General features: G+C 34.4%; 20 protein-coding genes. All 20 read right to left on the reverse strand.

Features of this window, described 5'->3' with window-relative positions; genetic code table 11:
• Nucleotides 1-7 precede the first annotated feature (7 nt).
• On the reverse strand, nucleotides 8-2,140 hold the full coding sequence (locus TKV_RS06275) for an FtsK/SpoIIIE family DNA translocase (RefSeq protein ID WP_049685221.1): 2,133 nt from the start codon (nucleotides 2,138-2,140) through the stop codon (nucleotides 8-10).
• A 107-nt stretch (nucleotides 2,141-2,247) separates the two neighbouring features.
• Nucleotides 2,248-2,457: a YlzJ-like family protein gene (locus tag TKV_RS06280; RefSeq protein WP_049685222.1), complete on the reverse strand. Its 210-nt coding sequence runs from the start codon at nucleotides 2,455-2,457 to the stop codon at nucleotides 2,248-2,250.
• Nucleotides 2,457-3,161, reverse strand: coding sequence for a ClpP family protease (locus TKV_RS06285; protein ID WP_049685223.1), 705 nt, complete (start codon nucleotides 3,159-3,161; stop codon nucleotides 2,457-2,459). Before TKV_RS06285 ends, TKV_RS06280 begins: the two co-directional genes overlap by 1 nt.
• A 57-nt stretch (nucleotides 3,162-3,218) precedes the next feature.
• On the reverse strand, nucleotides 3,219-4,427 hold the full coding sequence (dapG, locus tag TKV_RS06290; protein ID WP_049685224.1) for an aspartate kinase: 1,209 nt from the start codon (nucleotides 4,425-4,427) through the stop codon (nucleotides 3,219-3,221).
• A gap of 80 nt (nucleotides 4,428-4,507) precedes the next feature.
• Complete coding sequence (locus TKV_RS06295) at nucleotides 4,508-4,759, reverse strand: YlmC/YmxH family sporulation protein (RefSeq protein ID WP_049685225.1); 252 nt, start codon at nucleotides 4,757-4,759, stop codon at nucleotides 4,508-4,510.
• A gap of 13 nt (nucleotides 4,760-4,772) precedes the next feature.
• Complete coding sequence (dut, locus tag TKV_RS06300; protein WP_049685226.1) at nucleotides 4,773-5,219, reverse strand: dUTP diphosphatase; 447 nt, start codon at nucleotides 5,217-5,219, stop codon at nucleotides 4,773-4,775.
• Nucleotides 5,203-6,459, reverse strand: a complete 1,257-nt coding sequence (locus TKV_RS06305; RefSeq protein ID WP_049685227.1) for a M16 family metallopeptidase — start codon at nucleotides 6,457-6,459, stop codon at nucleotides 5,203-5,205. The genes dut and TKV_RS06305 overlap by 17 nt, the downstream gene beginning before the upstream one ends.
• Nucleotides 6,460-6,499: 40 nt before the next feature.
• Nucleotides 6,500-7,216 carry a polysaccharide deacetylase family protein gene (locus TKV_RS06310; RefSeq protein ID WP_049686234.1) on the reverse strand — a complete coding sequence of 239 codons (717 nt, stop codon included), beginning with the start codon at nucleotides 7,214-7,216 and terminating at the stop codon, nucleotides 6,500-6,502.
• A gap of 103 nt (nucleotides 7,217-7,319) precedes the next feature.
• On the reverse strand, nucleotides 7,320-9,422 hold the full coding sequence (locus TKV_RS06315; RefSeq protein WP_049685228.1) for a polyribonucleotide nucleotidyltransferase: 2,103 nt from the start codon (nucleotides 9,420-9,422) through the stop codon (nucleotides 7,320-7,322).
• Between the two features lie 53 nt (nucleotides 9,423-9,475).
• Nucleotides 9,476-9,742, reverse strand: a complete 267-nt coding sequence (rpsO, locus tag TKV_RS06320; protein ID WP_049685229.1) for a 30S ribosomal protein S15 — start codon at nucleotides 9,740-9,742, stop codon at nucleotides 9,476-9,478.
• 87 nt (nucleotides 9,743-9,829) lie between these two features.
• Nucleotides 9,830-10,780 (reverse strand): bifunctional riboflavin kinase/FAD synthetase, encoded by a 951-nt coding sequence (locus TKV_RS06325; RefSeq protein WP_049685230.1) that lies wholly within the window; start codon nucleotides 10,778-10,780, stop codon nucleotides 9,830-9,832.
• 3 nt (nucleotides 10,781-10,783) lie between these two features.
• Nucleotides 10,784-11,647 (reverse strand): tRNA pseudouridine(55) synthase TruB, encoded by an 864-nt coding sequence (gene truB / locus TKV_RS06330; RefSeq protein ID WP_049685231.1) that lies wholly within the window; start codon nucleotides 11,645-11,647, stop codon nucleotides 10,784-10,786.
• Nucleotides 11,648-11,650: 3 nt separating this feature from the next.
• Complete coding sequence (locus tag TKV_RS06335) at nucleotides 11,651-12,604, reverse strand: DHH family phosphoesterase (protein ID WP_049685232.1); 954 nt, start codon at nucleotides 12,602-12,604, stop codon at nucleotides 11,651-11,653.
• Nucleotides 12,601-12,960, reverse strand: coding sequence for a 30S ribosome-binding factor RbfA (rbfA, locus tag TKV_RS06340; RefSeq protein WP_049685233.1), 360 nt, complete (start codon nucleotides 12,958-12,960; stop codon nucleotides 12,601-12,603). Before rbfA ends, TKV_RS06335 begins: the two co-directional genes overlap by 4 nt.
• A gap of 13 nt (nucleotides 12,961-12,973) precedes the next feature.
• Entirely contained in the window at nucleotides 12,974-15,073 is a 2,100-nt protein-coding gene (infB, locus tag TKV_RS06345; RefSeq protein WP_049685234.1) for a translation initiation factor IF-2, read from the reverse strand.
• Nucleotides 15,060-15,383 (reverse strand): L7Ae/L30e/S12e/Gadd45 family ribosomal protein, encoded by a 324-nt coding sequence (locus tag TKV_RS06350; protein ID WP_049685235.1) that lies wholly within the window; start codon nucleotides 15,381-15,383, stop codon nucleotides 15,060-15,062. The genes infB and TKV_RS06350 overlap by 14 nt, the downstream gene beginning before the upstream one ends.
• Nucleotides 15,373-15,645 carry an RNase P modulator RnpM gene (gene rnpM / locus TKV_RS06355; protein ID WP_049685236.1) on the reverse strand — a complete coding sequence of 91 codons (273 nt, stop codon included), beginning with the start codon at nucleotides 15,643-15,645 and terminating at the stop codon, nucleotides 15,373-15,375. Before rnpM ends, TKV_RS06350 begins: the two co-directional genes overlap by 11 nt.
• Nucleotides 15,646-15,658: 13 nt before the next feature.
• The gene (nusA, locus tag TKV_RS06360; RefSeq protein ID WP_049685237.1) at nucleotides 15,659-16,699 is read right to left on the reverse strand and encodes a transcription termination factor NusA; all 1,041 of its coding nucleotides are present in this window, start codon (nucleotides 16,697-16,699) and stop codon (nucleotides 15,659-15,661) included.
• A gap of 21 nt (nucleotides 16,700-16,720) precedes the next feature.
• Complete coding sequence (rimP, locus tag TKV_RS06365; RefSeq protein ID WP_049685238.1) at nucleotides 16,721-17,176, reverse strand: ribosome maturation factor RimP; 456 nt, start codon at nucleotides 17,174-17,176, stop codon at nucleotides 16,721-16,723.
• A gap of 127 nt (nucleotides 17,177-17,303) precedes the next feature.
• On the reverse strand, nucleotides 17,304-21,509 hold the full coding sequence (locus TKV_RS06370) for a PolC-type DNA polymerase III (protein WP_049685239.1): 4,206 nt from the start codon (nucleotides 21,507-21,509) through the stop codon (nucleotides 17,304-17,306).
• Between the last annotated feature and the right edge of the window lie 2 nt (nucleotides 21,510-21,511).

A 21,511-nucleotide genomic window follows, 5' to 3' on the forward strand; every position in this document is an offset into this window, starting at 1 on the left:
TCAAGATTTAATTTTCCAGCAGTTTTTTTATTTCTTCTTTAGATAAAAGAATTTGCCGAGGTTTAGAACCATCATAACCACTTATGATTCCCTTTTGTTCTAATTGGTCTATGATACGGGCAGCTCTTGCATAACCGATTCTCAGCCTTCTTTGCAACATGGAAATAGAAGCCTGTCCTGTTTCTAAAATTACAGAAATAGCATCTTGTAAGAGTTCATCCTCTTGTTGTTCATAGGATTTAGTATCGTTTTTTGATTCAATCTCTATTCTTTCGTACTGTGGCTGGGAATGAGTCTTTAAAAAGTTGACAACAGCTTCTACTTCTTCTTCCGATATAAAAGCCCCTTGAACTCTTATTGGTTTTGATTCTCCAATAGGATTAAAAAGCATATCCCCTTTCCCTAAAAGTTTTTCTGCTCCTGCCATGTCGAGAATAGTTCGAGAATCAATTTGAGAAGATACCGCAAAAGAAATTCTGGAAGGTATATTTGCCTTAATAACCCCTGTAATTACATCAACAGAAGGCCTTTGTGTAGCAATTACAAGATGGATACCGGCTGCTCTTGCCATTTGTGCTAGTCTAAATATATACTCTTCTACCTCTGCTGGTGATACCATCATTAGGTCAGAAAGCTCATCTATTATAATTACTATTTTATATAAGCTGTTTTCCTTGTATTTTTCGTTAAAACTGTCTATGTCTCTTACCCCATGTTCTGCAAACAAAGTATATCTTTTAGTCATTTCTTGAACAGCCCAATTTAAAACTCCAGCAGCTTTTTTTGGATCTGTAACAACAGGGGTGAGAAGGTGAGGAATTCCATTGTAAATATTTAATTCAACAACCTTAGGGTCAATCAATATCATCTTTACTCCTTGAGGTGAAGCTTTGTATAAAAGGCTTACTATAAGGGAATTAATGCAAACACTTTTACCTGAGCCCGTCGCACCAGCTATAAGCAAGTGAGGCATTTTAGCTAAATCTGCTATAACTATATTACCTGCAATGTCTTTTCCTAAAGCAATCGCTAAATTGGATTTAAAGTTTCTAAACTTTTTGCTATCTATCACTTCCCTAAGATAAACAGGAGAAATCTTTTCATTTGGTACTTCTATACCTACAGCTGACTTTCCAGGAATAGGAGCTTCTATTCTTACAGAAGGAGCTGCAAGGCTTAAAGCGATGTCGTCAGTGAGACTCACAATTCTGCTAACTTTGACTCCTGCACTTGGTTGTAATTCGAAGCGAGTAATAGCAGGTCCTTTTGTGACCTGAATGACTTTTGCATCTACTCCAAAATTTTGAAGAGTCTCTTCTATTTTTCTGACTTTTTCCATTAAAAGTTCGTTTTTTATTTTAGGTGGTGGTATAGCTTCTCTTAAAAGAGTTATAGGAGGACGCATGTATTCGCTTTTTAATTCCTCTTCATCTTTTATACTTTTTTCATAGACTTTTCTCTCTTCATCCACATGCTCTATTATGTCATTTTTTTTATTTTCAACCAAGTCTTCTTCTGGAATTCTTTCCTCCTCCAATTCAGGAGAAAGTTCTTCTTTTTTTATAGCTAACATTTCATTATCTGTCTCTTTTCTTTTCTTTAACTTTGTGGTTTTGTTTTTTACGTTATTATATATTATCTTAGTGAGGGTAACAAAAGACACATCAGTAATAAGCACTATGAAAATAATGAGAGAAGATATTATTAATATATAACTTCCTGTAATTCCTAAAAATTTCATTAAAAAATATACAAAAAATGCTGCAACTGCTCCACCACCCATATTATTTATGCCACTTTTATAAGCCTCTAAAAGGTATTCCTTTAGTCCTTTTTCAAAAGCAAAATAGTATAGGTGGTCTAAACTGATAAGTGCCAAAAAAAGCCCGAATAGTGCTATCCCTTTATGTAATTTTATAAAATTTTGATTTTTAAAAAGGAACATCAAGGCAAATACAAAAATAAGAGCAGATATCACATAAGAACCTATGCCAAAAAAACCTTTTAAAAATATAGCTATGCTTTTTCCAAATGCACCTGTGGTATCAGTGTACAAACTGAGCAAAGAAATAAGAGTAAAAGCTAAAAATATAATTCCAATGACCTCGTTTTTAAGAGACTTTTGTTTTTTATCAATCATAATACCACCTGTTTTTTATTTCTCTATAAAAATTTTAGTATTAACCAAGCAAAATATCAATAAAAAATAGATGTGTCCAAACACATCTATTATAACACAAAGTTAGCTTAATGTATATTTATTATACTTCCGGGACCATATCGTTTGTCAAGATAATCAAAAGGATTTGTAGAATACAACCTTTGGACCATAAAACTGCCATTTGGCAATCTTTCTACTAATAAGTGTTTGTTGTCCATCTTTAATTCTATATACTCACTTTTTATATCCTCTCGATGCCCAAAAATTAGTTCATAGGGAATTATGGTGTACAGCATCATTTCTCCCCTTCCCTTTCTTTAATCATGGTATGTAGCCTTTTTAATGCCTCTTTAATACCTCCTATTTCGTCTATCAACCCATAATCCACTGCTTCTTTACCCACTAAAATAGTTCCTATGTCATTGGCCAATTCTCCGGTTTTAAGCATCAACTTCATAAAAACTTCTCTTTTTACTTTTGAATTTCTCACTATGAATTCTACTATTCTGTCTTGCATTTTATTAAAATAATCAAAAGTCTGAGGGACTCCAACTACTAGCCCTGTCATTCTTATAGGGTGAATCGTCATTGTAGCACTGGGGACTATATAAGAATAATTTGCAGAGACTGCCAAAGGCACTCCAATACTGTGGCCTCCTCCTAATACTATTGATACTGTCGGTTTAGAAAGGCTTGCTATCATTTCAGAGATAGCTAGTCCCGCTTCTACATCTCCTCCTACAGTGTTAAGCAAAATCAGTACTCCTTTTATGTTAGGATTTTCCTCTATAGCCACTAACTGAGGTATTATGTGCTCATACTTCGTAGTCTTGTTCTGCGGCGGCAATATCATGTGTCCCTCAATTTGCCCTATTATGGTAAGACAGTGAATATCACTTTCAAAATTTGGAATATTTGTTTGTCCAAAATTTTTTAAGTTATCTTGTACTGGAGGAATAGCCTGAGGCTGCCCTGTTTCTTCGTTTTTTAAAAAATCCATGTCAATCACACTCCCACAATATAGTATAAAAAAAAAAGCGCATAATATGCGCCTCGCCTATTCTATCTCTTCTAATTTAAATTCATCGTGAAGTACTCTTACAGCTTCTTCTGCTTTATCTTGACTTACAAGACAAGATATAGTGTTGTGGGAGTCAGCAGTTTGGTAAATTTCGATATTGTGCTTAGATAATACTTTTATTATTCTTGCCATGACACCAGGAACGCCTCTTATTCTGTTTCCTATGATAGACACTTTAGAGCAATTCGTCCTACAAGAATATTTTATATTGTTTTCCTCAAATATTCTCTTTAATTTGTCAAAATCAGCAGCCGAAATTGTAAATACTTGTTTTTCAGGGAAAATATTAATGAGGTCTATGCTTATTTTGTGGTCAGCGATCTTTTCAAAAATACCTTCTGTATTCTCGCCGTTTTCTATTGAAATTTGGACTCTGTTGTCCATATTGGCAATTCCAGTTACCAATTTGTCAATATCGTATATATTATCATAGGCTTCGTTGTATTGAGTAATGATAGTACCCGGACTGTCTGACAGAGTGTTTTTTATGACAAGAGGTATATTACCTCTCATAGCTATTTCAACTGCCCGAGGATGTACAACTTTTGCACCTTGTTCCGCAAATTGAAAAACTTCGTTATAGCTTATTTTCTTTAAGATGTGTGCTTTAGAGACAATACGGGGGTCTGCTGTCATTATCCCGTCTACATCTGTGTATATTTCTACCGCAGAAGCTTTCAAAGCTTCCCCTAAGAGGGCAGCTGTTGTATCGCTTCCACCCCTGCCTAAAGTAGTCACGTCTCCTTCTCTTGTCATCCCTTGGAAACCAGCAACTATTGGAATGATTCCTTCAGATAAGCTTTCTAAAAGCCTTGTTGGTTCTACTTTTATGATTTCTGCATTGCCAAAATTATCATCAGTTATAATTCCTGCTTGTCCTCCTGTAAATACTTTTGCTTTATATCCTTTGCTGGACAAAGTAGCTGCAAAAATTACACTGGAGATGATTTCTCCACAGGTCATCAATAAGTCCAATTCCCTTTTGGACATATCTTCATTTATGGACTTAGCCATATTTATTAAGGTATCTGTAGCGTATGGGTCTCCATTTCGTCCCATAGCAGAAACTACAACTACCACACTAAATCCATTTTCTACTGCTTTAATTACCTTTGATACAGCCATCTCTCTTCTTTCAGGTGTTGATACAGAAGTTCCTCCGAATTTTTGAACTAATATATTCACATTCTCATCCTTTCATATTAAAGATGATATTATATTCTCTAATATTATACTTCATTAAAGCGATAAAGAGAAGTGTATTTTTAATAAAAACGCCTTTTACCATCCTCAAACTCTACAATAAGCATATCATCTCCAATTTTTCTAATAGAATCCCAACTTATTTCAAAATAACCAGACCTACCTCTAAATAATCCCCTTGATTCGTACACGATTATAGAAAGAATTTTTCCTGTTTCTTCGTCTATCACCAAATCCGAATCCTCTACCAATCCCCATCTTCTGCCATCTGTTAGATTTACAATCTCTTTGTTGCCAAATTCACTTAACCTCATTAAAAATTCCCCCTCATATTCCGGTATGGCCAAATCCTCCAACATCCCTTTCAGTTTCAGAGAGATTATCGACTTCTACGATTTTAGGCCTTGTTATTTGATTTATCACCATCTGGGCTACTCTTTGTCCTCTTTTTATTATAAATTCTTCTTTTCCCAAATTGATCATAATAAGTTTTATTTCACCTCTATAATCAGAATCAATAGTACCTGGGGTATTTAAAAGAGTTATACCATAGTTTAATGCCAAACCGCTTCTTGGCCTTATTTGGGCTTCATAATTTTTTGGCAGTTCAATTTTTATACCAGTCGGTATTAGCTTTATATCTCCAGGTTTTAATACAACATCTTCCTTAACATTTGCATATAAATCCATGCCTGCTGCTCCCTCACTCATATACTGCGGAAGAGGTAAATCCTTTGCATCTTCAGTTCTTTTTATTTTAAGTACCTCTGACATTTTCCAACCACCCTTTATCTTTTTTGTTTAGTCTTCCTACTACGGCAATACTCATTTCAGTAGGATTTATAATTTCTTTAGCTAATTCATTTATCTCTTCATAAGTCAGTCTATCTATAGTCTCTAAAATTTCTTCTACAGAGTATACTCTATTAAATAAAAGCACAGACTTACCCATGGAACTCATTCGACTGCTTATGCTATCTAAATCCATTAAAATATTAATCCTTAATTGTTCTCTAAATTTGTCAATTTCTGTTTTTGTAAATCCATTTGCATTTATGTCATTTATCTCTTCTAAAATTAGGTCATACACTTTTCTGAGATTGTTAGGGGTCATACTTGAAAAAATAGAAAAAACGCCTGCATGGACGTAAGTAGAAGGGTAAGAATAGATAGAATAAACCAGTCCTTTATCTTCTCTTATTTTTTGGAAAAGTCTTGAACTCATTCCTCCCCCAAAAGCATTGTTTATTATTGCTAAAGCATATACTTTTTTAAAGTCATACGTTATGCTGGGTAATCCTATACATAAATTCACCTGTTCAAAATCTTTTTCGTATAAAGCTACATCTTTATGCCATGTAGGAGAAATTAATTGGGAAGTATTTGTACCATTCTTTATTTTTGACAAATGCTTCTGAAGTATTTCAAAAATATCCTCATTAAAATTGCCTGCTATAGTAATGACTATATTTTCTTTGTTATAGTGTTTTACATAATAATCCATAATGCCTTTTTTATTTAACCTTTTGACAGAAGAAAAAGTACCTAAAACCGGTAAAGCCAAAGAATTTCCCTTCCATATTGTCTTAGCCAAAAGGTTATATGCTATGTCTTCTGGAGAATCCAGTTCTGTCAGTATTTCTTCGAAAACTACTCTTTTTTCTTTTGCTATATCTTCCTCTTTAAAAGCGGGATTAAAAACCATGTCAAACAGTATATCAATAGCTTTCTCTACATGAGTATTTAATACTTTTATATAAAAACAGGTACTTTCTTTTTCTGTAAATCCGTTTAGCTGACCTCCTATGCTGTCTGTTTCTTCTGCAATCTGCTTTGCACTCCTTAAATTTGACCCCTTAAAAACCATGTGTTCTATAAAATGAGATATGCCGTTAATATTTTTACTTTCGTACATAGAGCCAGCTTTTATCCACGTACCTATATAGACAGAGTGTACATGAGGAGTTTTATATGCTACAACATTAACACCTTCAATGGTCTTTTGTATGTACATTTTATCCTCCTTTGCAAACTAATTATTATTATAACACAAGTTAGCCGTTGTCTACAATTACTTCTGATACTTTGGTTATTTTATACCCCTTTTCTTTTAACTGTTTTATTATCTCTGGTAATGCTTCTACAGTATTTTTAGTAGGATGCATCAAAACAATAGCATCATTGTGATGTTTGCTCATAACCCTATGTACAATTGTCTCCGGGCTGGGATTGTTCCAATCTATAGTATCTAAACTCCATAAAATAACTTTATAGCCTTGCTGCTCTGCTACTTTCACTACTTCCTCATTAAAATCGCCATAAGGAGGGGCAAAAAGAGTAGGTTTAGTGCCAGTAATTTTTTCTAATAACTCTCCACACTTCCTTATGTCCTCTTCGTACTGTTGCCTGCTAAGACTAGTATATTTGACATGGGTATATCCATGGCTTCCTACTTCATGGCCTTTTTGAAAAATTTCTTTGATTACATCTGGATTTTTTTCAGCCCATTTTCCTTCAAAAAAAAATGTAATGTTAATGTCGTTGTCTTTAAAAATCTCTAACATTTTGGGTATGTATTCGTCTCCCCATGCTACATTGCAAGCAAAAGCAATCTTTTTTTCGTTTGTATTTCCCTTGTAGATAGGTTCATTTACATTGAAAGTAGAAACAGAACTAGTAATTATGTAAGCTAAAAATATAATTGCTAATATGGCTATAATTAGAGCAATCAAAAAAGACTTTTTTGGATATTTTATATAATATATTTTCATTATAACACCACCCGTTGATATTCTCACTTTAATTTTATTCAACCACGAAGCGAATATATTACTAAAAAATAAAAAACATAAACCGTGCAGTCGGTTTATGCCTTTATTTCTTTTTATCATCCTCTTCATCGGGCAGTGCATCTTTCCTTGAAAGGGTTATTCTTCCTTGTTTATCTATATCTGTAACTTTTACTAGTATATCATCGCCAACTTTTACTACATCTTCTACTCTTTGTACACGTTTTTTAGAAAGTTTGGAAATGTGTACAAGTCCTTCTTTACCTGGAGCAATCTCCACAAATGCCCCAAAAGAAGTTATCCTTAACACTTTGCCTAAATATATTCCTCCTACTTCTATATCCCTTGTTATAGCTTCAATCATTTGTTTTGCCCTTTCACCAGACTTTAAATCTGATGCAGTTATAAAAAGTCTTCCGTCTTCTTCGATATCGATTTTTACTCCTGTTTCTGCAATAATTTTACTTATAGTTTTGCCACCAGGACCGATGATTTCTCTGATTTTTTCAGGGTCAACAAGCATTCTTATTACTCGTGGAGCATAGATTGACAGCTCTTTTCTGGGTTCTTTTATGACTTCCAGCATTTTGTTGAGTATATAAAGTCTCCCTTTTCTTGCTTTTTCTAAAGCCATCTTTAAAATTTCTTTGTCGATCCCAGGTATCTTTATGTCCATTTGTATCGCTGTGATTCCTTTTTCTGTACCAGCCACTTTAAAATCCATGTCTCCAAGAAAATCTTCTATCCCCTGTATATCTGTAAGAACAGATACCACATCTCCTTCTTTGATAAGTCCCATTGCTACTCCTGCTACTGGTGCTTTTATGGGAACTCCTGCATCCATCAAAGCCAAGGTACTTCCACACACACTGGCTTGAGAAGTAGAACCGTTAGAACTTAAAACTTCCGACACCAACCTTATGGTGTAAGGAAACTCGTCCTCAGAAGGAATCATGGGTTCCAATGCTCTTTCAGCTAAAGCACCATGACCAATTTCTCTTCTACCTGGACCTCTTAAAGGCCTTACTTCTCCTACGCTGTAAGGCGGGAAATTGTAATGGTGCATATACCTTTTAGATTCTTCGTCTCCTAAACCATCGAGAATTTGAATATCCCCCAATGCTCCCAACGTAGCAACTGTAAGCACTTGAGTTTGTCCTCTTGTAAAAATTGCAGAACCATGGGTTCTTGGCAGTACCCCTACTTCGCACCATATTGGTCGGATGTCATCAAGTCCTCTTCCGTCTACCCTTATTTTTTCTTCTGTTATCATCTTTCTCATTTGTTCTTTTGTTATGTTATAAAGTATTTCATCGATATCAGCTAGATTATCAGGATATTCGTCTTTGAAGTGCTCTAATACTTCTTGCTCTACCTTGTCGATATTGTCGTTTCTCTCTTTCTTTTCCTCTGTCCTCAAAGCGTTGTATATTTTCTCTGTTGCAAAAGCGCGAACTTTTTCCTCTAGCTCTTTGTCTATTTCATGTAAAATTACTTCACTCTTAGGAACACCTACTTCTTGGACGATTCCTTCGATAAATTCTACAATTTGTTTTATATATTCATGAGCATACATTATAGCATCCAACATAGTTTCTTCTGGAACTTCTTTTGCGCCTGCTTCTACCATTACAATAGCATCTTTTGTACCTGAAACTACTAAATGCATTAAGCTCTTTTCTCTCTGCTGCTGATTTGGATTTATTATAAATTCCCCGTCAACTAAGCCTACAGCTACCGCACCAGTGGGACCATTAAATGGTATGTCTGAAATTGAAAGAGCAACTGAAGAACCAATCATTGCTACAATTTCTGGCTGTACATCTGGGTCTACTGACAAAACTGTAGCTATTATCTGTACATCGTTTCTGTAGCCATCAGGAAACAAAGGTCTTATAGGCCTGTCAATAAGTCGCGCCGAAAGTATCGCTTTTTCACTAGGTTTTCCTTCTCTTTTTATAAAGCCTCCAGGAATTTTTCCAACGGAATACAGCCTTTCTTCGTATTCAACAGTCAGAGGGAAAAAGTCAATTCCTTCACGTGGCTCTTTGGAAGCGCATGCAGTAACCAAAACAACAGTATCGCCATATTTTACCCACACAGCACCATTAGCCTGTTGCGCTACTCTTCCCGTCTGTACTACTAATTTTCTTCCGGCTAATTCCATTTCAAAAGTTCGTTCTTCCATATTATCCTCCCTTCGTAAAATTTTTTATAGAAAATAGAGCGAGGTATCTCGCTCTATTTTCTCAGATCCAATTTTTTAATAATGGCACGATACCTCTCCATATCTGTTTTCATTAAATAGTTTAACAATGCCCTTCTTTGACCTACCATCTTAAGAAGACCTCTTCTTGAGTGATTGTCCTTTTTGTGAACTTGTAAATGGGCATTTAAGTTGTTAATTCTCTCCGTCAAAAGGGCAATCTGTACTTCTGGAGAACCCGTGTCGGTATCGTGAAGCTTAAACTTGTTGATTATTTCTGCCTTTTTTTCTTTGTCTAGCATAAATTTCACCTCCACATTTTAGGATACGCCTTACGCTTAGATACCGCCGGAGATACGAATATCAAAGCATAAGGTAAATTTGCTATTTTATTTTATCATATAAAGTTTCTCTTGTAAAATATTTTTAAATTTTTTAGCGTAGTTAATATCTTTAAAAACTTGTTTTTTCAGGTCTCCAATGCTGTCAAATTTTATTTCATCGCGAATTCTTTTTACAAACTCTACTTCTATGTGTTTGCCGTATAAATTCTCATTGCAATCCAAAAGATATGATTCAATAGAAACGTCTTTTCCTTCAAAAGTTGGTTTAAAGCCGATGTTCGTTACTCCTAAATACAATTTATCCATTACTTTGACCCGAGTGACATAAACACCTGTCTTAGGAAGGACTATGTTATCTTTAATTTGTAAATTGGCAGTAGGAAAGCCTAATTTTCTACCTACTTCTCTTCCGTGTACTACTTCACCTTCTAAGGAGAAAAAACGTCCTAAAAATTTATTAGCTCTTTCAATTTCTCCTGACTTTATTAATTGCCTTATATAACTGCTGCTCACAACTACCCCTTCTAATGTAACAGGTGGTACCACATGTACTTCAAAATAATAAACTTTTGAATATTTTTGCAAACTTTCCATATTTCCCAAGGCTTTATAACCAAATCTGTAATTATATCCCACTACAATTATTTTAGCCTTTAATTTCTCTACTAAAACTTTTTTTACAAATTCTTCAGGAGTCAACTGTGAAAACTCCCTGCTAAAGTTAAAAAATATTCCATAGTCAAGGCTAAATTGCTTTAAAACTTCCAATTTCTTTTGCTGACTCATTATGAGTTCAGGTTTTTGATTTGGAGACAATATTTCCAACGTGTGCTGTTTAAAAGTAAAAACAGCACTTTTTAAATTATGACTTTGTGAAAGGGAAATCGCCCTTTTTATTAACTCTTGGTGTCCCAAGTGAATGCCATCAAAATTTCCCAATGCTATTCCTTTATAATCGTCGAATTGTAATATATTAGTTTCATCAATGACTTGCAATCACTATTTCCCCCTCAATAGTATCCTTTTGGGGCGAATTTTGTCTTGATGTAACACCCCTATGCCAATAAATTTACCATTATTATCATACAACTTAAAGGGCGATGTTTCAATACCATAGCTGTTTTTGATAAATTGTCCTTTGAGGATTCTATCAGAATCTAAAGCAGTTAATTTTGCAGAAGGCATGTCAAGAAAGATATCTACTGGTTGTATTTTTGCTTTACCTTCCTTGACCTCTTCAATGGTATAGGACTCCTCTATCCTAAAAGGTCCTACTTGCGTCCTTATGAGCATAGACATATAACCTGGCATATTTAGTTCTTCACATATATCTCTTACCAATGACCTTACGTAAGTTCCTTTGGAACACTCTACATCTATTAAAAGTTGGTATGGAGGTTTGTACTCTATCAATTCTATATTGTAAATTGTAACTTCTATAGGAGGAATATCAATTGTCTTTCCTTCCCTTGCGTATTCGTATAATTTTTTTCCTTTGATTTTTTTTGCAGAGTACATTGGAGGAACTTGTTTTATATTTCCTTTAAACTTATTTAACACTTGGAATAGCTCTTCATCCTTTATAAGCACTACCGGTCCGCTATCAATAATTTTTCCGCTTTTGTCTAAAGTGTCTGTAGAAAAACCAAAGGTTATTTCAAATCTATACCTCTTTTTTTGTTCCATTAGATATGATGTAAATTTAGTGGCGTAACCAATGCATATAGGTAAAACTCCTGCTGCATCCGGGTCTAATGTACCCGTATGGCCAACTTTTTTAATTTTGAAAGTTTTTCTTATAAAGTCTACGACATTGTGAGAAGTCATGCCAGGAGGTTTTAAAACGTTTAGTATGCCCTCCACTTTTTATCCCTCAAACTCTTTAAATATTGCTTGTAAAATTTTTTCTTTTGCTTCATCAATATTTCCTTTAATGCTACAACCAGAAGCTCTTATATGGCCTCCTCCACCAAAAATGTTTGCAATTTTATTTACATCAACCTTTTCCTTGGAACGCAAACTTATTTTTACTTCGTCTTCTTTTTCTATCAAAAGTACTGCTACTTCTACTCCTTCAACATTTCTGCCGTAATTAATGATATTTTCAATTTGAGTCAAATCTGTGTTGGTTTCTTCAAAATCTCGCTTTAAGATTTCCATATAGGCAATTTTCCCTTCACCATACAGAGTGAGACTGTCTAATGCTCTACCTAAAAGTTTTGCTTTGTTAAATTTAATGCTGTTGAATACTTTGTCTCCAACTTCTTTAAATTTGGCGCCATTATTTATCAAATCTCCTGCTATCTGGTGAGTTATAGAAGTTGTAGACTCATACATAAACCCACCTGTATCTGTCAAAATTGCTGTATAGAAACTGGTAGATATTTCCTCGTCAAAATCTACTCCCAAAAGTTTTACTATTTGATAAGCTATTTCCGCAGTTGCAGCTGCATTAGTATCCACATAGTTCATCTTTGCGTATAGAGTGTTTGAAATGTGATGGTCTATGTTGATAGTTGCAGCCTTCGACTTTAACAGCTCTTTTGCTCTACCCAATCTCTCTTCATCAGCACAATCAAAAATCAAAACCACATCCGCCTCTTTGAAAAAAGGTTTAGATATTTTATCAATATTGGGAACAAAACTGTACATATCTGGGATTTCATCATCTACAAAAGCATCTACTTCTTTTCCCATCTTTTTAAAAACTTTATACATTCCCGTGACAGTTCCCAAAGCATCTCCGTCAGGAGCAATGTGTGTTGTTAAGATTATTTTCTGCGCTTCTTTTATGTGATTTATTGCGTCTATTAAAATCAATTATCATCACCCTCTTGCTTTTTTAATTCCTTTAAAATTTCAGAAATGTGAGCTCCATATTCTATAGAAGGATCTAATTCAAAGATGATTTCTGGAGTATATCTCATTTTTATTCTTCTGCCAATTTCATGCCTTATATAACCAGCTGCGCTTTTTAAACCCTCAAAAGTTTCTTTTTTGTCTTCTTCACTGCCAAATATGCTCACATATACTTTTGCATATCTTAAATCCTTTGTGACTTCTATGTCAGTAATGCTGACCATAGCCTTAATTCTGGGGTCTTTTATTTCCTCTAAAATCATTTTGCTTATTTCTCTTTTCATCTCTTCTGAAAGTCTGCCACTTCTGTACTGCATTATAATCATCCTTTCAACGAGGAATTTCTTCCATTTGATATGCTTCTATTATATCCCCCTCTTTGATGTCATTAAATTTATCAATGCCAATACCACACTCAAAACCCTGCTGGACTTCTCTTACGTCATCTTTAAACCTCTTTAAAGAAGCAATTTTACCTTCATATACTACTATTCCATCTCTTATTACTCTTATATCAGCATTTCTCAAAATTTTTCCACTTACGACGTAACAACCGGCAACATTTCCTACACCAGGTACTCTAAACACAGCTCTTACTTCTGCTCTTCCTAACTCCACTTCCTTATACTTAGGCTCTAATAAACCTTTTATAGCGGCTTTTATGTCTTCAATAGCGTCATATATAATTCTGTATAGTCTAACATCAACATTTTCTTTTTCGGCTAAACTTTTTGCATTAGTTTCTGGCCTTACATTGAATCCTATTATAATAGCATTTGAAGCAGATGCCAACATAACGTCTGTTTCAGTGATAGCTCCTACTGCGCCGTGTATGACTTTTATTCTTACTTCTTCATTGCTGAGCTCTTCTACTGATTTTTTGAGAGCTTCTACCGATCCTTGTACATCTGCTTTTATAATGATATTTAATTCTTTTACATTTCCTTCTTTTATTTGATTAAATAACTCTTCAAGAGAAATCTTTTGCTTGCGTTTGAGTTCCATTTCTTTTTGAAGTTCTTTGCGCTTCTCTGCCAATATTCTCGCTTTTTTATCGTCCTCTAATACTATAAACTTGTCTCCTGCCTCTGGAACCTCAGAAAAACCTAAAACTTCTACTGGCATAGAGAGTCCTGCTTTTTTAATCCTTTTGCCTTTATCGTCAAACATAGCTCTCACTTTTCCGTAAACAGTACCAGCTAAAATTACATCTCCAACCTGCAAGGTTCCGCTTTGGACAATTACGGTTGCAACAGGACCTTTTCCTTTTTCTAATTTTGCTTCTATTATGGTACCTCTTGCAGGTTTATTAGGATTAGCTTTTAAATCTTCCATTTCTGCTACCAACAAAATCATTTCTAAGAGATTATCTATACCTATGTTCTTTTTAGCGGATACATTTACACATATAGTATTTCCGCCCCATTCTTCTGGCACAAGCCCTAATTCACTTAGTTCTGTCTTTACTTTGTCTGGATTTGCAGTAGGCAAATCTATTTTATTTATGGCTACAATAATAGGAACATTAGCAGCTTTTACATGGTTTATCGCTTCAACCGTTTGGGGCATCACGCCATCATCAGCTGCTACCACCAATACTACTATATCAGTTATGCTGGCACCTCTTGCCCTCATAGCTGTAAAAGCCTCATGTCCAGGAGTATCTAAGAAAACTATTTTTTTGTCGTTTATTTCAACTACTGAAGCGCCAATATGCTGAGTGATTCCACCAGTTTCTTTCATGGTTACATTAGTTTTTCTGATAGCATCTAATAGAGAAGTTTTACCGTGGTCTACGTGTCCCATTACTGTAACAATTGGAGGCCGTGGTTGCAAATCTCTTTCATCGTCTGGCGTATCCTCAAGCAATAACTCGAATTCGTCTTTTACTTCTTCTTTATCTACTAAAAATCCGTATTCTTCCGCAATTTTTGCCGCATTTTCAAAATCTATTTGCTGGTTTACTGTGACCATTATGCCTTTTGCTATTAATTTTTTTATTATTTCCGTAGGATTGATTTTCATTTTTTCTGACAATTCTTTGACAGTCAAAAATTCTGGAATGGTTATTATTTTTATCTCGTCTTCTTTTTTCTCTTCTTCAATATTTTTAGCAAAAGCTTTTTTGTTGTTCTTTTTATTTTTTTTGCCGCCTTTTTTGCCACTCTTTTTATAAGTTCTTTCTTCTTCTAAATCTTCCATATCATCAATAAAAGTGTTCTCAACTTCTTCTTTAGTTTCCTCTGTTTCTTTAGGCTTGTCGGTCAATATATCTAATATTAATTCTACATCTTCATCTTCTAAAGTACTCATGTGGTTTTTTACCTTGATGTCTAAGTCGTTTAATTTAGATATAAGGTCTTTACTGGATAAATTTAATTCTTTTGCCAGCTCATACACTCTCATTTTAGACATATTATTCACCTCCATAATTTTCTTCCTTTGCCGCATCTAATAATACTTTAGCTAGTCCCTCATCTGTTATACCAATTACTCCAACTTGCTCTCTGCCTATAGCTCTTGCCAATAACTCTTTTGTAGAATGGACAATATAAGGAATATTTCTAAACTCACACATTCTTGAAAATTTTTTATAGGTGTTTTTTGAAACATCCCTTGCTAAAATTACTAAAAAAACCTTCTTTAATTTGAGATATTTATCTACACTATAGGTTCCAGAAACCAGTTTACCCGCTTTTTTAGAGATCCCAAGTATGGAATGAAACCTGTCATTCTTCATCTTGGACCTCCCTCTTTAATTGCTGGTAAATTTCTTCTGAGATAGGTATTTCCAACGCTTTTTCTATTCTTTTAAGCTTCACAGCCTTTTCAAAACAGTCTACGTTTCTACAAATATAACATCCTCTCCCCGCCACTTTACCCGTTAAATCTACCTGTACACCCGAATCTTTTGCCCTTCTTACAATTCGTATTAACTCTTTTTTAGGTTTCATTTGCTGGCAACCCAAACACATCCTCATGGGGACCTTTTTTGTCTTCATCATTTCACCTCACTTAGCTTTTTACCATGGACTCGCTTTTTATATCTATTTTCCACCCCGTAAGTTTTGCCGCCAATCTAGCATTTTGTCCTTCTTTTCCAATTGCCAAGGATAATTGATAATCAGGAACAATAACCTGTGCAACTTTTTCCTTTTCATCTAAAATCTCAATGCTTAAAGCCTTTGCTGGACTTAATGCATTCATTATAAATTCTTGAGGCTTTGAACTCCATTTCACTATGTCTATTTTTTCACCTTTTAATTCATTGACAACAGCTTGTACTCTACTGCCTTTATACCCAACACAGGCTCCAACTGGATCTACATTTTCGTCTCTGCTAAAAACAGCCATCTTCGTCCTTGACCCTGCTTCTCTCGCAATACTTCGGATTTCAACTATTCCCTGCTGAATTTCAGGGACTTCTAATTCAAATAACCTCTTCACAAGTCCTGGATGAGACCGTGAAATTAAAATTTGGGGTCCTTTGGTAGTCTTTTTTACTTCAACGATGTACACTTTAATTCTATCGCCAGGAGTAAAAGTCTCTCCTGGAATTTGTTCAGTAGGCCCTAATACTGCTTCTATTCTTCCTAAATTGACCAATACAGTTTTTTTATCAACCCTTGTCACTATTCCCGTTACAACTTCTGTCTCTTTGCTTAAAAATTCCTCATAAATTACGTTTCGTTCAGCTTCTCTAATCCTTTGGATTACAACTTGCTTGGCATTTTGGGCTGCAATTCTGCCAAAAGTCTTAGGAGTTACTTCTATATCGACTATATCTCCCACTTGATATTTTTTGTTTATTTTTCTTGCATCTTCCAAACTAATTTCTAATAAATCGTTATACACATTTTCCACCACAGTTTTTTGTGCATAAACTTTTACATCGCCTGTTTCTCTATCCATCACAACTTTAACATTTTGAGAAGAACCATAATTTTTTTTATACGCTGAAACCAAAGCAGCTTCTATTGCTTCAAACATGATATCTTTTGATATTCCTTTTTCCTCACAAATAGAATTTAAAGCTTCGATGAATTCTGCGTTCATACTATTGCTCCCTCCTTAATTTTAAAACTTTATGACTGGTTTAACAAGACTTACATTTTTCATGTCGAATTCTTTTCTTGCGCCGTTGTACAAAATGCAGACTTTATCTCCAGTAAACTCTAAAAGTTCCCCTTCAAATTTTTTCTTTTTATCAACAGGAGCGTACAAAGATACCTCTACTTCTGCGCCAATGTGCTTTTCAAAGTCTCGAGGTGTTTTAAGAGGCCTGTCAATGCCAGGGGAAGACACTTCTAAAATGTAACTGTGTTCTATTGGGTCAACCTCATCAAGTCTATCACTTAGATATTCACTTACCAATTGACAATCATCTAATGTTATACCACCCTCTTTATCTATATAAACCCGTAAATACCAGTGACTGCCTTCTTTTTTGTATTCCACATCTACCAATTCAAAATTGTTTTTTTCTAAGATGGGCATAACTAAATCCCTTGTAAGTTGTTCAATTTTAGACATACACTTTTCCTCCTATATTTAATTTTTCAAATTTATATATAAACTAAAGAGTGGGAATACCCACTCTTTGAGTAAAGCATTATATTGACATAATAATTATAGCATACACCTTTTACCAATGCAACATTTAAAACAAACTTAATTGATTAGATTCTGGCAAATCGGTTAAACAGCCATACTGTTTTAATATTTCTATAACTGTTTTACTGACCTTTGTTCTGTTTCTAAAATCTTCAACAGATAGAAATTTGCCATTTTCTCTTTCTTGTGCAATTGCTTTGGCTGCTTGTATTCCTACTCCCTCTAAAGAATTAAGAGGTGGTAGCAATCCTTCTTCAGTAATCAAAAATTTGACTGCATCAGATTTATATAAGTCTACATTTATAAACTTAAATCCTCTTAGGTACATCTCTAAAGCTACTTCTAATACTGTTAAAAGGCTTTTTTCTTTAGGACTAGCATTATTTCCTTTCGCTTCTATCTCTTTTATAGCATTTTTTATGCTGTCTTTCCCTTTTAATACAATATCCAAATTAAAGTCATCTGCTCTAACGGTAAAGTAAGTAGCATAAAAGGCTTCTGGATAATGAACTTTAAAATAAGCAATTCGAAATGCCATTATTACGTATGCCACAGCATGGGCCTTAGGAAACATATATTTTATTTTTTGGCAAGACTCAATAAACCAATTTGGAACACCGTGTTTTCTCATTTCTTCTATTTCTTCTTGTGTTACACCTTTGCCTTTCCTCACATTTTCCATTATTTTGAAAGACAATTTTTTGTCCATACCTTTGCTTATCAAATAAAGCATTATGTCATCTCTTGTAGATATTACTTCTTTTAATGTAGCTATTCCTTCTCTTATTATATCCTGAGCATTGTTAAGCCATACATCAGTGCCGTGAGAAAGTCCACTTATGCGTACTAGTTCTGCAAAAGTAGTAGGACAAGTGTCAATAAGCATTTGTCTTACAAACTTTGTACCAAACTCAGGTAATCCTAAAGTACCCACAGGAGTATTTAGCTCTTCAGGGTCTATTCCCAATGCTTCTACACTGGTAAATAAACTCATAGTTTTTTTATCATCTAAAGGAATTTCTCTTGCATTAATGCCGGTTAAATCCTCCAGCATTCTTATAACTGTAGGGTCATCATGCCCTAAAATATCCAGTTTTAAAAGCCTTCCGCTTATTGAATGGTAGTCAAAATGAGTTGTTATAACATCGGTGTCTTCTGCATCTGCAGGATGCTGTATAGGAGTAAAATCGTAAATGCTTTTATCTTTAGGGACAACCATAATTCCACCTGGATGTTGTCCTGTAGTTCTTTTCACTCCTGTACAGCCCATTGTCAACCTTTTAATTTCAGATTTATGAACTACCAAATTACGCTCTTCAAAATATTTTTTGACGTAACCAAACGCGGTTTTGTCTGCAAGAGTTCCAATAGTACCTGCTCTGAAAACATGCCCTTTACCAAAAAGTTCTTCCGTGTATTTGTGAGCGACGGGCTGATATTCTCCTGAGAAATTAAGGTCTATGTCTGGTTCTTTGTCTCCTTCAAACCCTAAAAACACCTCAAAAGGTATGTCAAAACCGTCTTTTTTCATTAACGTTCCACAAGAAGGGCAAACTTTGTCGGGCATGTCTACTCCGCAACCATAGCTGCCATCAGTTATAAATTCAGAGTGTTTGCAATTAGGACAAACATAATGGGGTGGAAGTGGATTAACCTCTGTTATTCCACTCATAGTAGCAACTAAAGAAGAACCTACAGAACCTCTTGACCCCACTAAGTAACCATCTTTTAACGACTTAGAAACTAATTTTTGCGCTATTATATACATTACCGCATAACCGTTGTTGATTATAGAATTCAACTCTCTATCAAGGCGACTTTGAACTATTTCAGGTAGAGGGTTACCATATATCTCATGAGCTTTCGTGAGTGTAAGCCTTCTTAATTCTTCCTCTGCCCCCTCAATAACAGGCGGAAAAGTACCATCTGGAATGGGTTTAACCTCTTCAATTGAATCCGCAATTTTATTTGGATTATCAATTACAATTTCTTTTGCTACTTCTTCTCCCAAGTATTCAAATTCTTTTAACATCTCATCAGTAGTCTTAAAATACAGAGGCGGTTGCCTATCTGCATCTTTATATCCTTTACCTACCATTAAAATCTTTCGGTATATATCATCCCATGGGTCTAAAAAGTGTACGTCTCCAGTTGCCACTACAAGTTTGTTGTATTTTTTCCCTAATTGATAAATCTTTTTGTTTATTTCCTTTAAATCTTCTATACTTTTGACTTCACCTTTTTCAATCAAAAATTCATTATTGCCAATTGGCTGTACTTCTAAATAATCGTAAAATGCTATGATACTTTCTAATTTGTTTTCTTCTAAGTTAGAAACAATCGCTCTAAAAACTTCTCCTTGTTCGCAAGCAGAACCTATTATAAGCCCTTCTCTCATGCTGATGAGCAAACTTTTAGGGATTCGAGGTGTTCTATGAAAGTATTCCAAATTAGATTTAGATATTATTTCGTATAAATTTCTCAGTCCTCTTTGGTCTTTAACTAGTACAGTGACATGATAAACAGGAAGTTTTTTTATGTCTACTTGGCTTTCTTTCAAAACTGTGTTTATTTCACTTACTTTTTTTATGTTTAATTCTTTCAATTTATCAAGAGATTTTATAAATATCTCTGCTGTAGCCATTGCGTCATCTACAGCTCTGTGGTGATGTTCTAATTTTACTTGAAGATGTTCCGCTACTGTGTCTAACTTATAATTTTTTAATTCTTTAAAAAGGTGTCTACTCAATTCCAAAGTGTCTAACACAGCATTTTTAATGTTCAAATTCAATCTTTTAGCTTTAGACTTTATAAAAGATACGTCAAAATTTGCATTGTGAGCTACCAAAACGCTGTTTGATGCAAATTCTAAAAACTTTGGCAGAACTTTTTCTATGGTAGGAGCATCTTTCACCATCGATTCGTTGATTCCTGTAAGCTTTGTTATAAAAGAAGAAATGGGTACACGCGGATTTACAAATGTCTCAAAGGTGTCTACTATTTTTCCTCCTTTTATTTTTACTGCCCCAATTTCTATTATTTCATCATTTATATTTGAAAGGCCAGTAGTTTCTATATCAAAGACAGTAAATTCATCCTCTAAAGTTAAATCTGTTTCACCTGTTACAATTGGTATACCATCATCTACTAAGTATCCTTCTACCCCGTATATAACTTTTACGCCGTACTTTTGAGACGCTTCCATGGCTTCAGGGAATGCCTGAACAACAGCATGGTCTGTTACGGCAATAGCCTTGTGCCCCCACTCTGCTGCTCTTTTAACCAAATCAGTTATGGAAGCTACAGCGTCCATACTGCTCATTTGAGTGTGAAGGTGCAATTCTACCCTCTTTTCTTTGCTTAAATCTTCTCTAACTCTTGGTGCAACCAATTGCAAATCTTTTAAGTTGATTATCAAGTCCCCTTCATATTTATCGTATATCACTGTTCCTCTCACTTTTACAAAAGCGTCAATATCAATAACTTCTTTTAAAGAAGAGTATTTGTCTTCTGTCAAAAAAGCCTTCACAGCTATAGAAGAAGTGTAATCAGTAATATCAAAGGTCATCAAAATCTTGGACTTCAATTCTTTGAAATCGACAGAAAATATTTTACCCTCAATTACAACCTCTTCGCTTTCTGCAGAAATATCTTTTATAGGTATTGCTGCTTCTTTTATTTCTTTTCCCACCAGCACTTTCAAATCTTTTTGCTTTTCTATCTTGTCAGTAATTTCTTTGCTATTTCTAGTAACTTCCTCTATAATTTTTGTATCTTCTTCTATTATTTTTCCCAAGGTATTCTCAAACTCTTCATTTAAAACCACATCTATATCAACTGAAAAATCATATTCTTCTTTTAAAAGCTCTTTAATGGCAAAGGCTATTTTATTAGCTTTGATAAATTCATATACAACTTCATTAGGAGCTTCCAGAACTAATCTGTTTTCTCTAAGATTTATGTTGCAGGTCTTTAAAAAACTAAGAGCAGAAGTAAAATTTTCACTTACGCGAATAACTATAGATTCAAAATTGTCTATAACATCTTGTAAGTTATTCAAAGTTTTAGGTTTTTCTATTACTATATCGATGTCTTTAACTAAAGGAAGTTTTGTTAAAATAAAGCTTTTAAGCTTTTGCATTTCTGCAGTTTTTTTGTTATCACCTATAACATTAAGTATCAATTTTCTCTCTTTTTTTATCAATTTAACTCTCTTGATGTGAAATTCATTTTGCAAAAAAGACGGAATCATCA

The organism is Thermoanaerobacter kivui, assembly GCF_000763575.1.
Taxonomy (GTDB): domain Bacteria; phylum Bacillota; class Thermoanaerobacteria; order Thermoanaerobacterales; family Thermoanaerobacteraceae; genus Thermoanaerobacter; species Thermoanaerobacter kivui.

Coding starts and splice junctions, on each gene's coding strand:
- TKV_RS06310 (WP_049686234.1), bottom strand. CDS start 7,216: ATGAAAATATATTATATAAAATATCCAAAAAAGTCTTTTTTGATTGCT.
- TKV_RS06275 (WP_049685221.1), bottom strand. CDS start 2,140: ATGATTGATAAAAAACAAAAGTCTCTTAAAAACGAGGTCATTGGAATT.
- rimP (WP_049685238.1), bottom strand. CDS start 17,176: ATGTCTAAAATTGAACAACTTACAAGGGATTTAGTTATGCCCATCTTA.
- rnpM (WP_049685236.1), bottom strand. CDS start 15,645: ATGAAGACAAAAAAGGTCCCCATGAGGATGTGTTTGGGTTGCCAGCAA.
- TKV_RS06370 (WP_049685239.1), bottom strand. CDS start 21,509: ATGATTCCGTCTTTTTTGCAAAATGAATTTCACATCAAGAGAGTTAAA.
- TKV_RS06295 (WP_049685225.1), bottom strand. CDS start 4,759: ATGAGGTTAAGTGAATTTGGCAACAAAGAGATTGTAAATCTAACAGAT.
- rpsO (WP_049685229.1), bottom strand. CDS start 9,742: ATGCTAGACAAAGAAAAAAAGGCAGAAATAATCAACAAGTTTAAGCTT.
- dut (WP_049685226.1), bottom strand. CDS start 5,219: ATGTCAGAGGTACTTAAAATAAAAAGAACTGAAGATGCAAAGGATTTA.
- TKV_RS06280 (WP_049685222.1), bottom strand. CDS start 2,457: ATGCTGTACACCATAATTCCCTATGAACTAATTTTTGGGCATCGAGAG.
- TKV_RS06305 (WP_049685227.1), bottom strand. CDS start 6,459: ATGTACATACAAAAGACCATTGAAGGTGTTAATGTTGTAGCATATAAA.
- nusA (WP_049685237.1), bottom strand. CDS start 16,699: ATGAACGCAGAATTCATCGAAGCTTTAAATTCTATTTGTGAGGAAAAA.
- infB (WP_049685234.1), bottom strand. CDS start 15,073: ATGGAGGTGAATAATATGTCTAAAATGAGAGTGTATGAGCTGGCAAAA.
- rbfA (WP_049685233.1), bottom strand. CDS start 12,960: ATGCAGTACAGAAGTGGCAGACTTTCAGAAGAGATGAAAAGAGAAATA.
- TKV_RS06350 (WP_049685235.1), bottom strand. CDS start 15,383: ATGAAGAATGACAGGTTTCATTCCATACTTGGGATCTCTAAAAAAGCG.
- TKV_RS06315 (WP_049685228.1), bottom strand. CDS start 9,422: ATGGAAGAACGAACTTTTGAAATGGAATTAGCCGGAAGAAAATTAGTA.
- TKV_RS06285 (WP_049685223.1), bottom strand. CDS start 3,161: ATGGATTTTTTAAAAAACGAAGAAACAGGGCAGCCTCAGGCTATTCCT.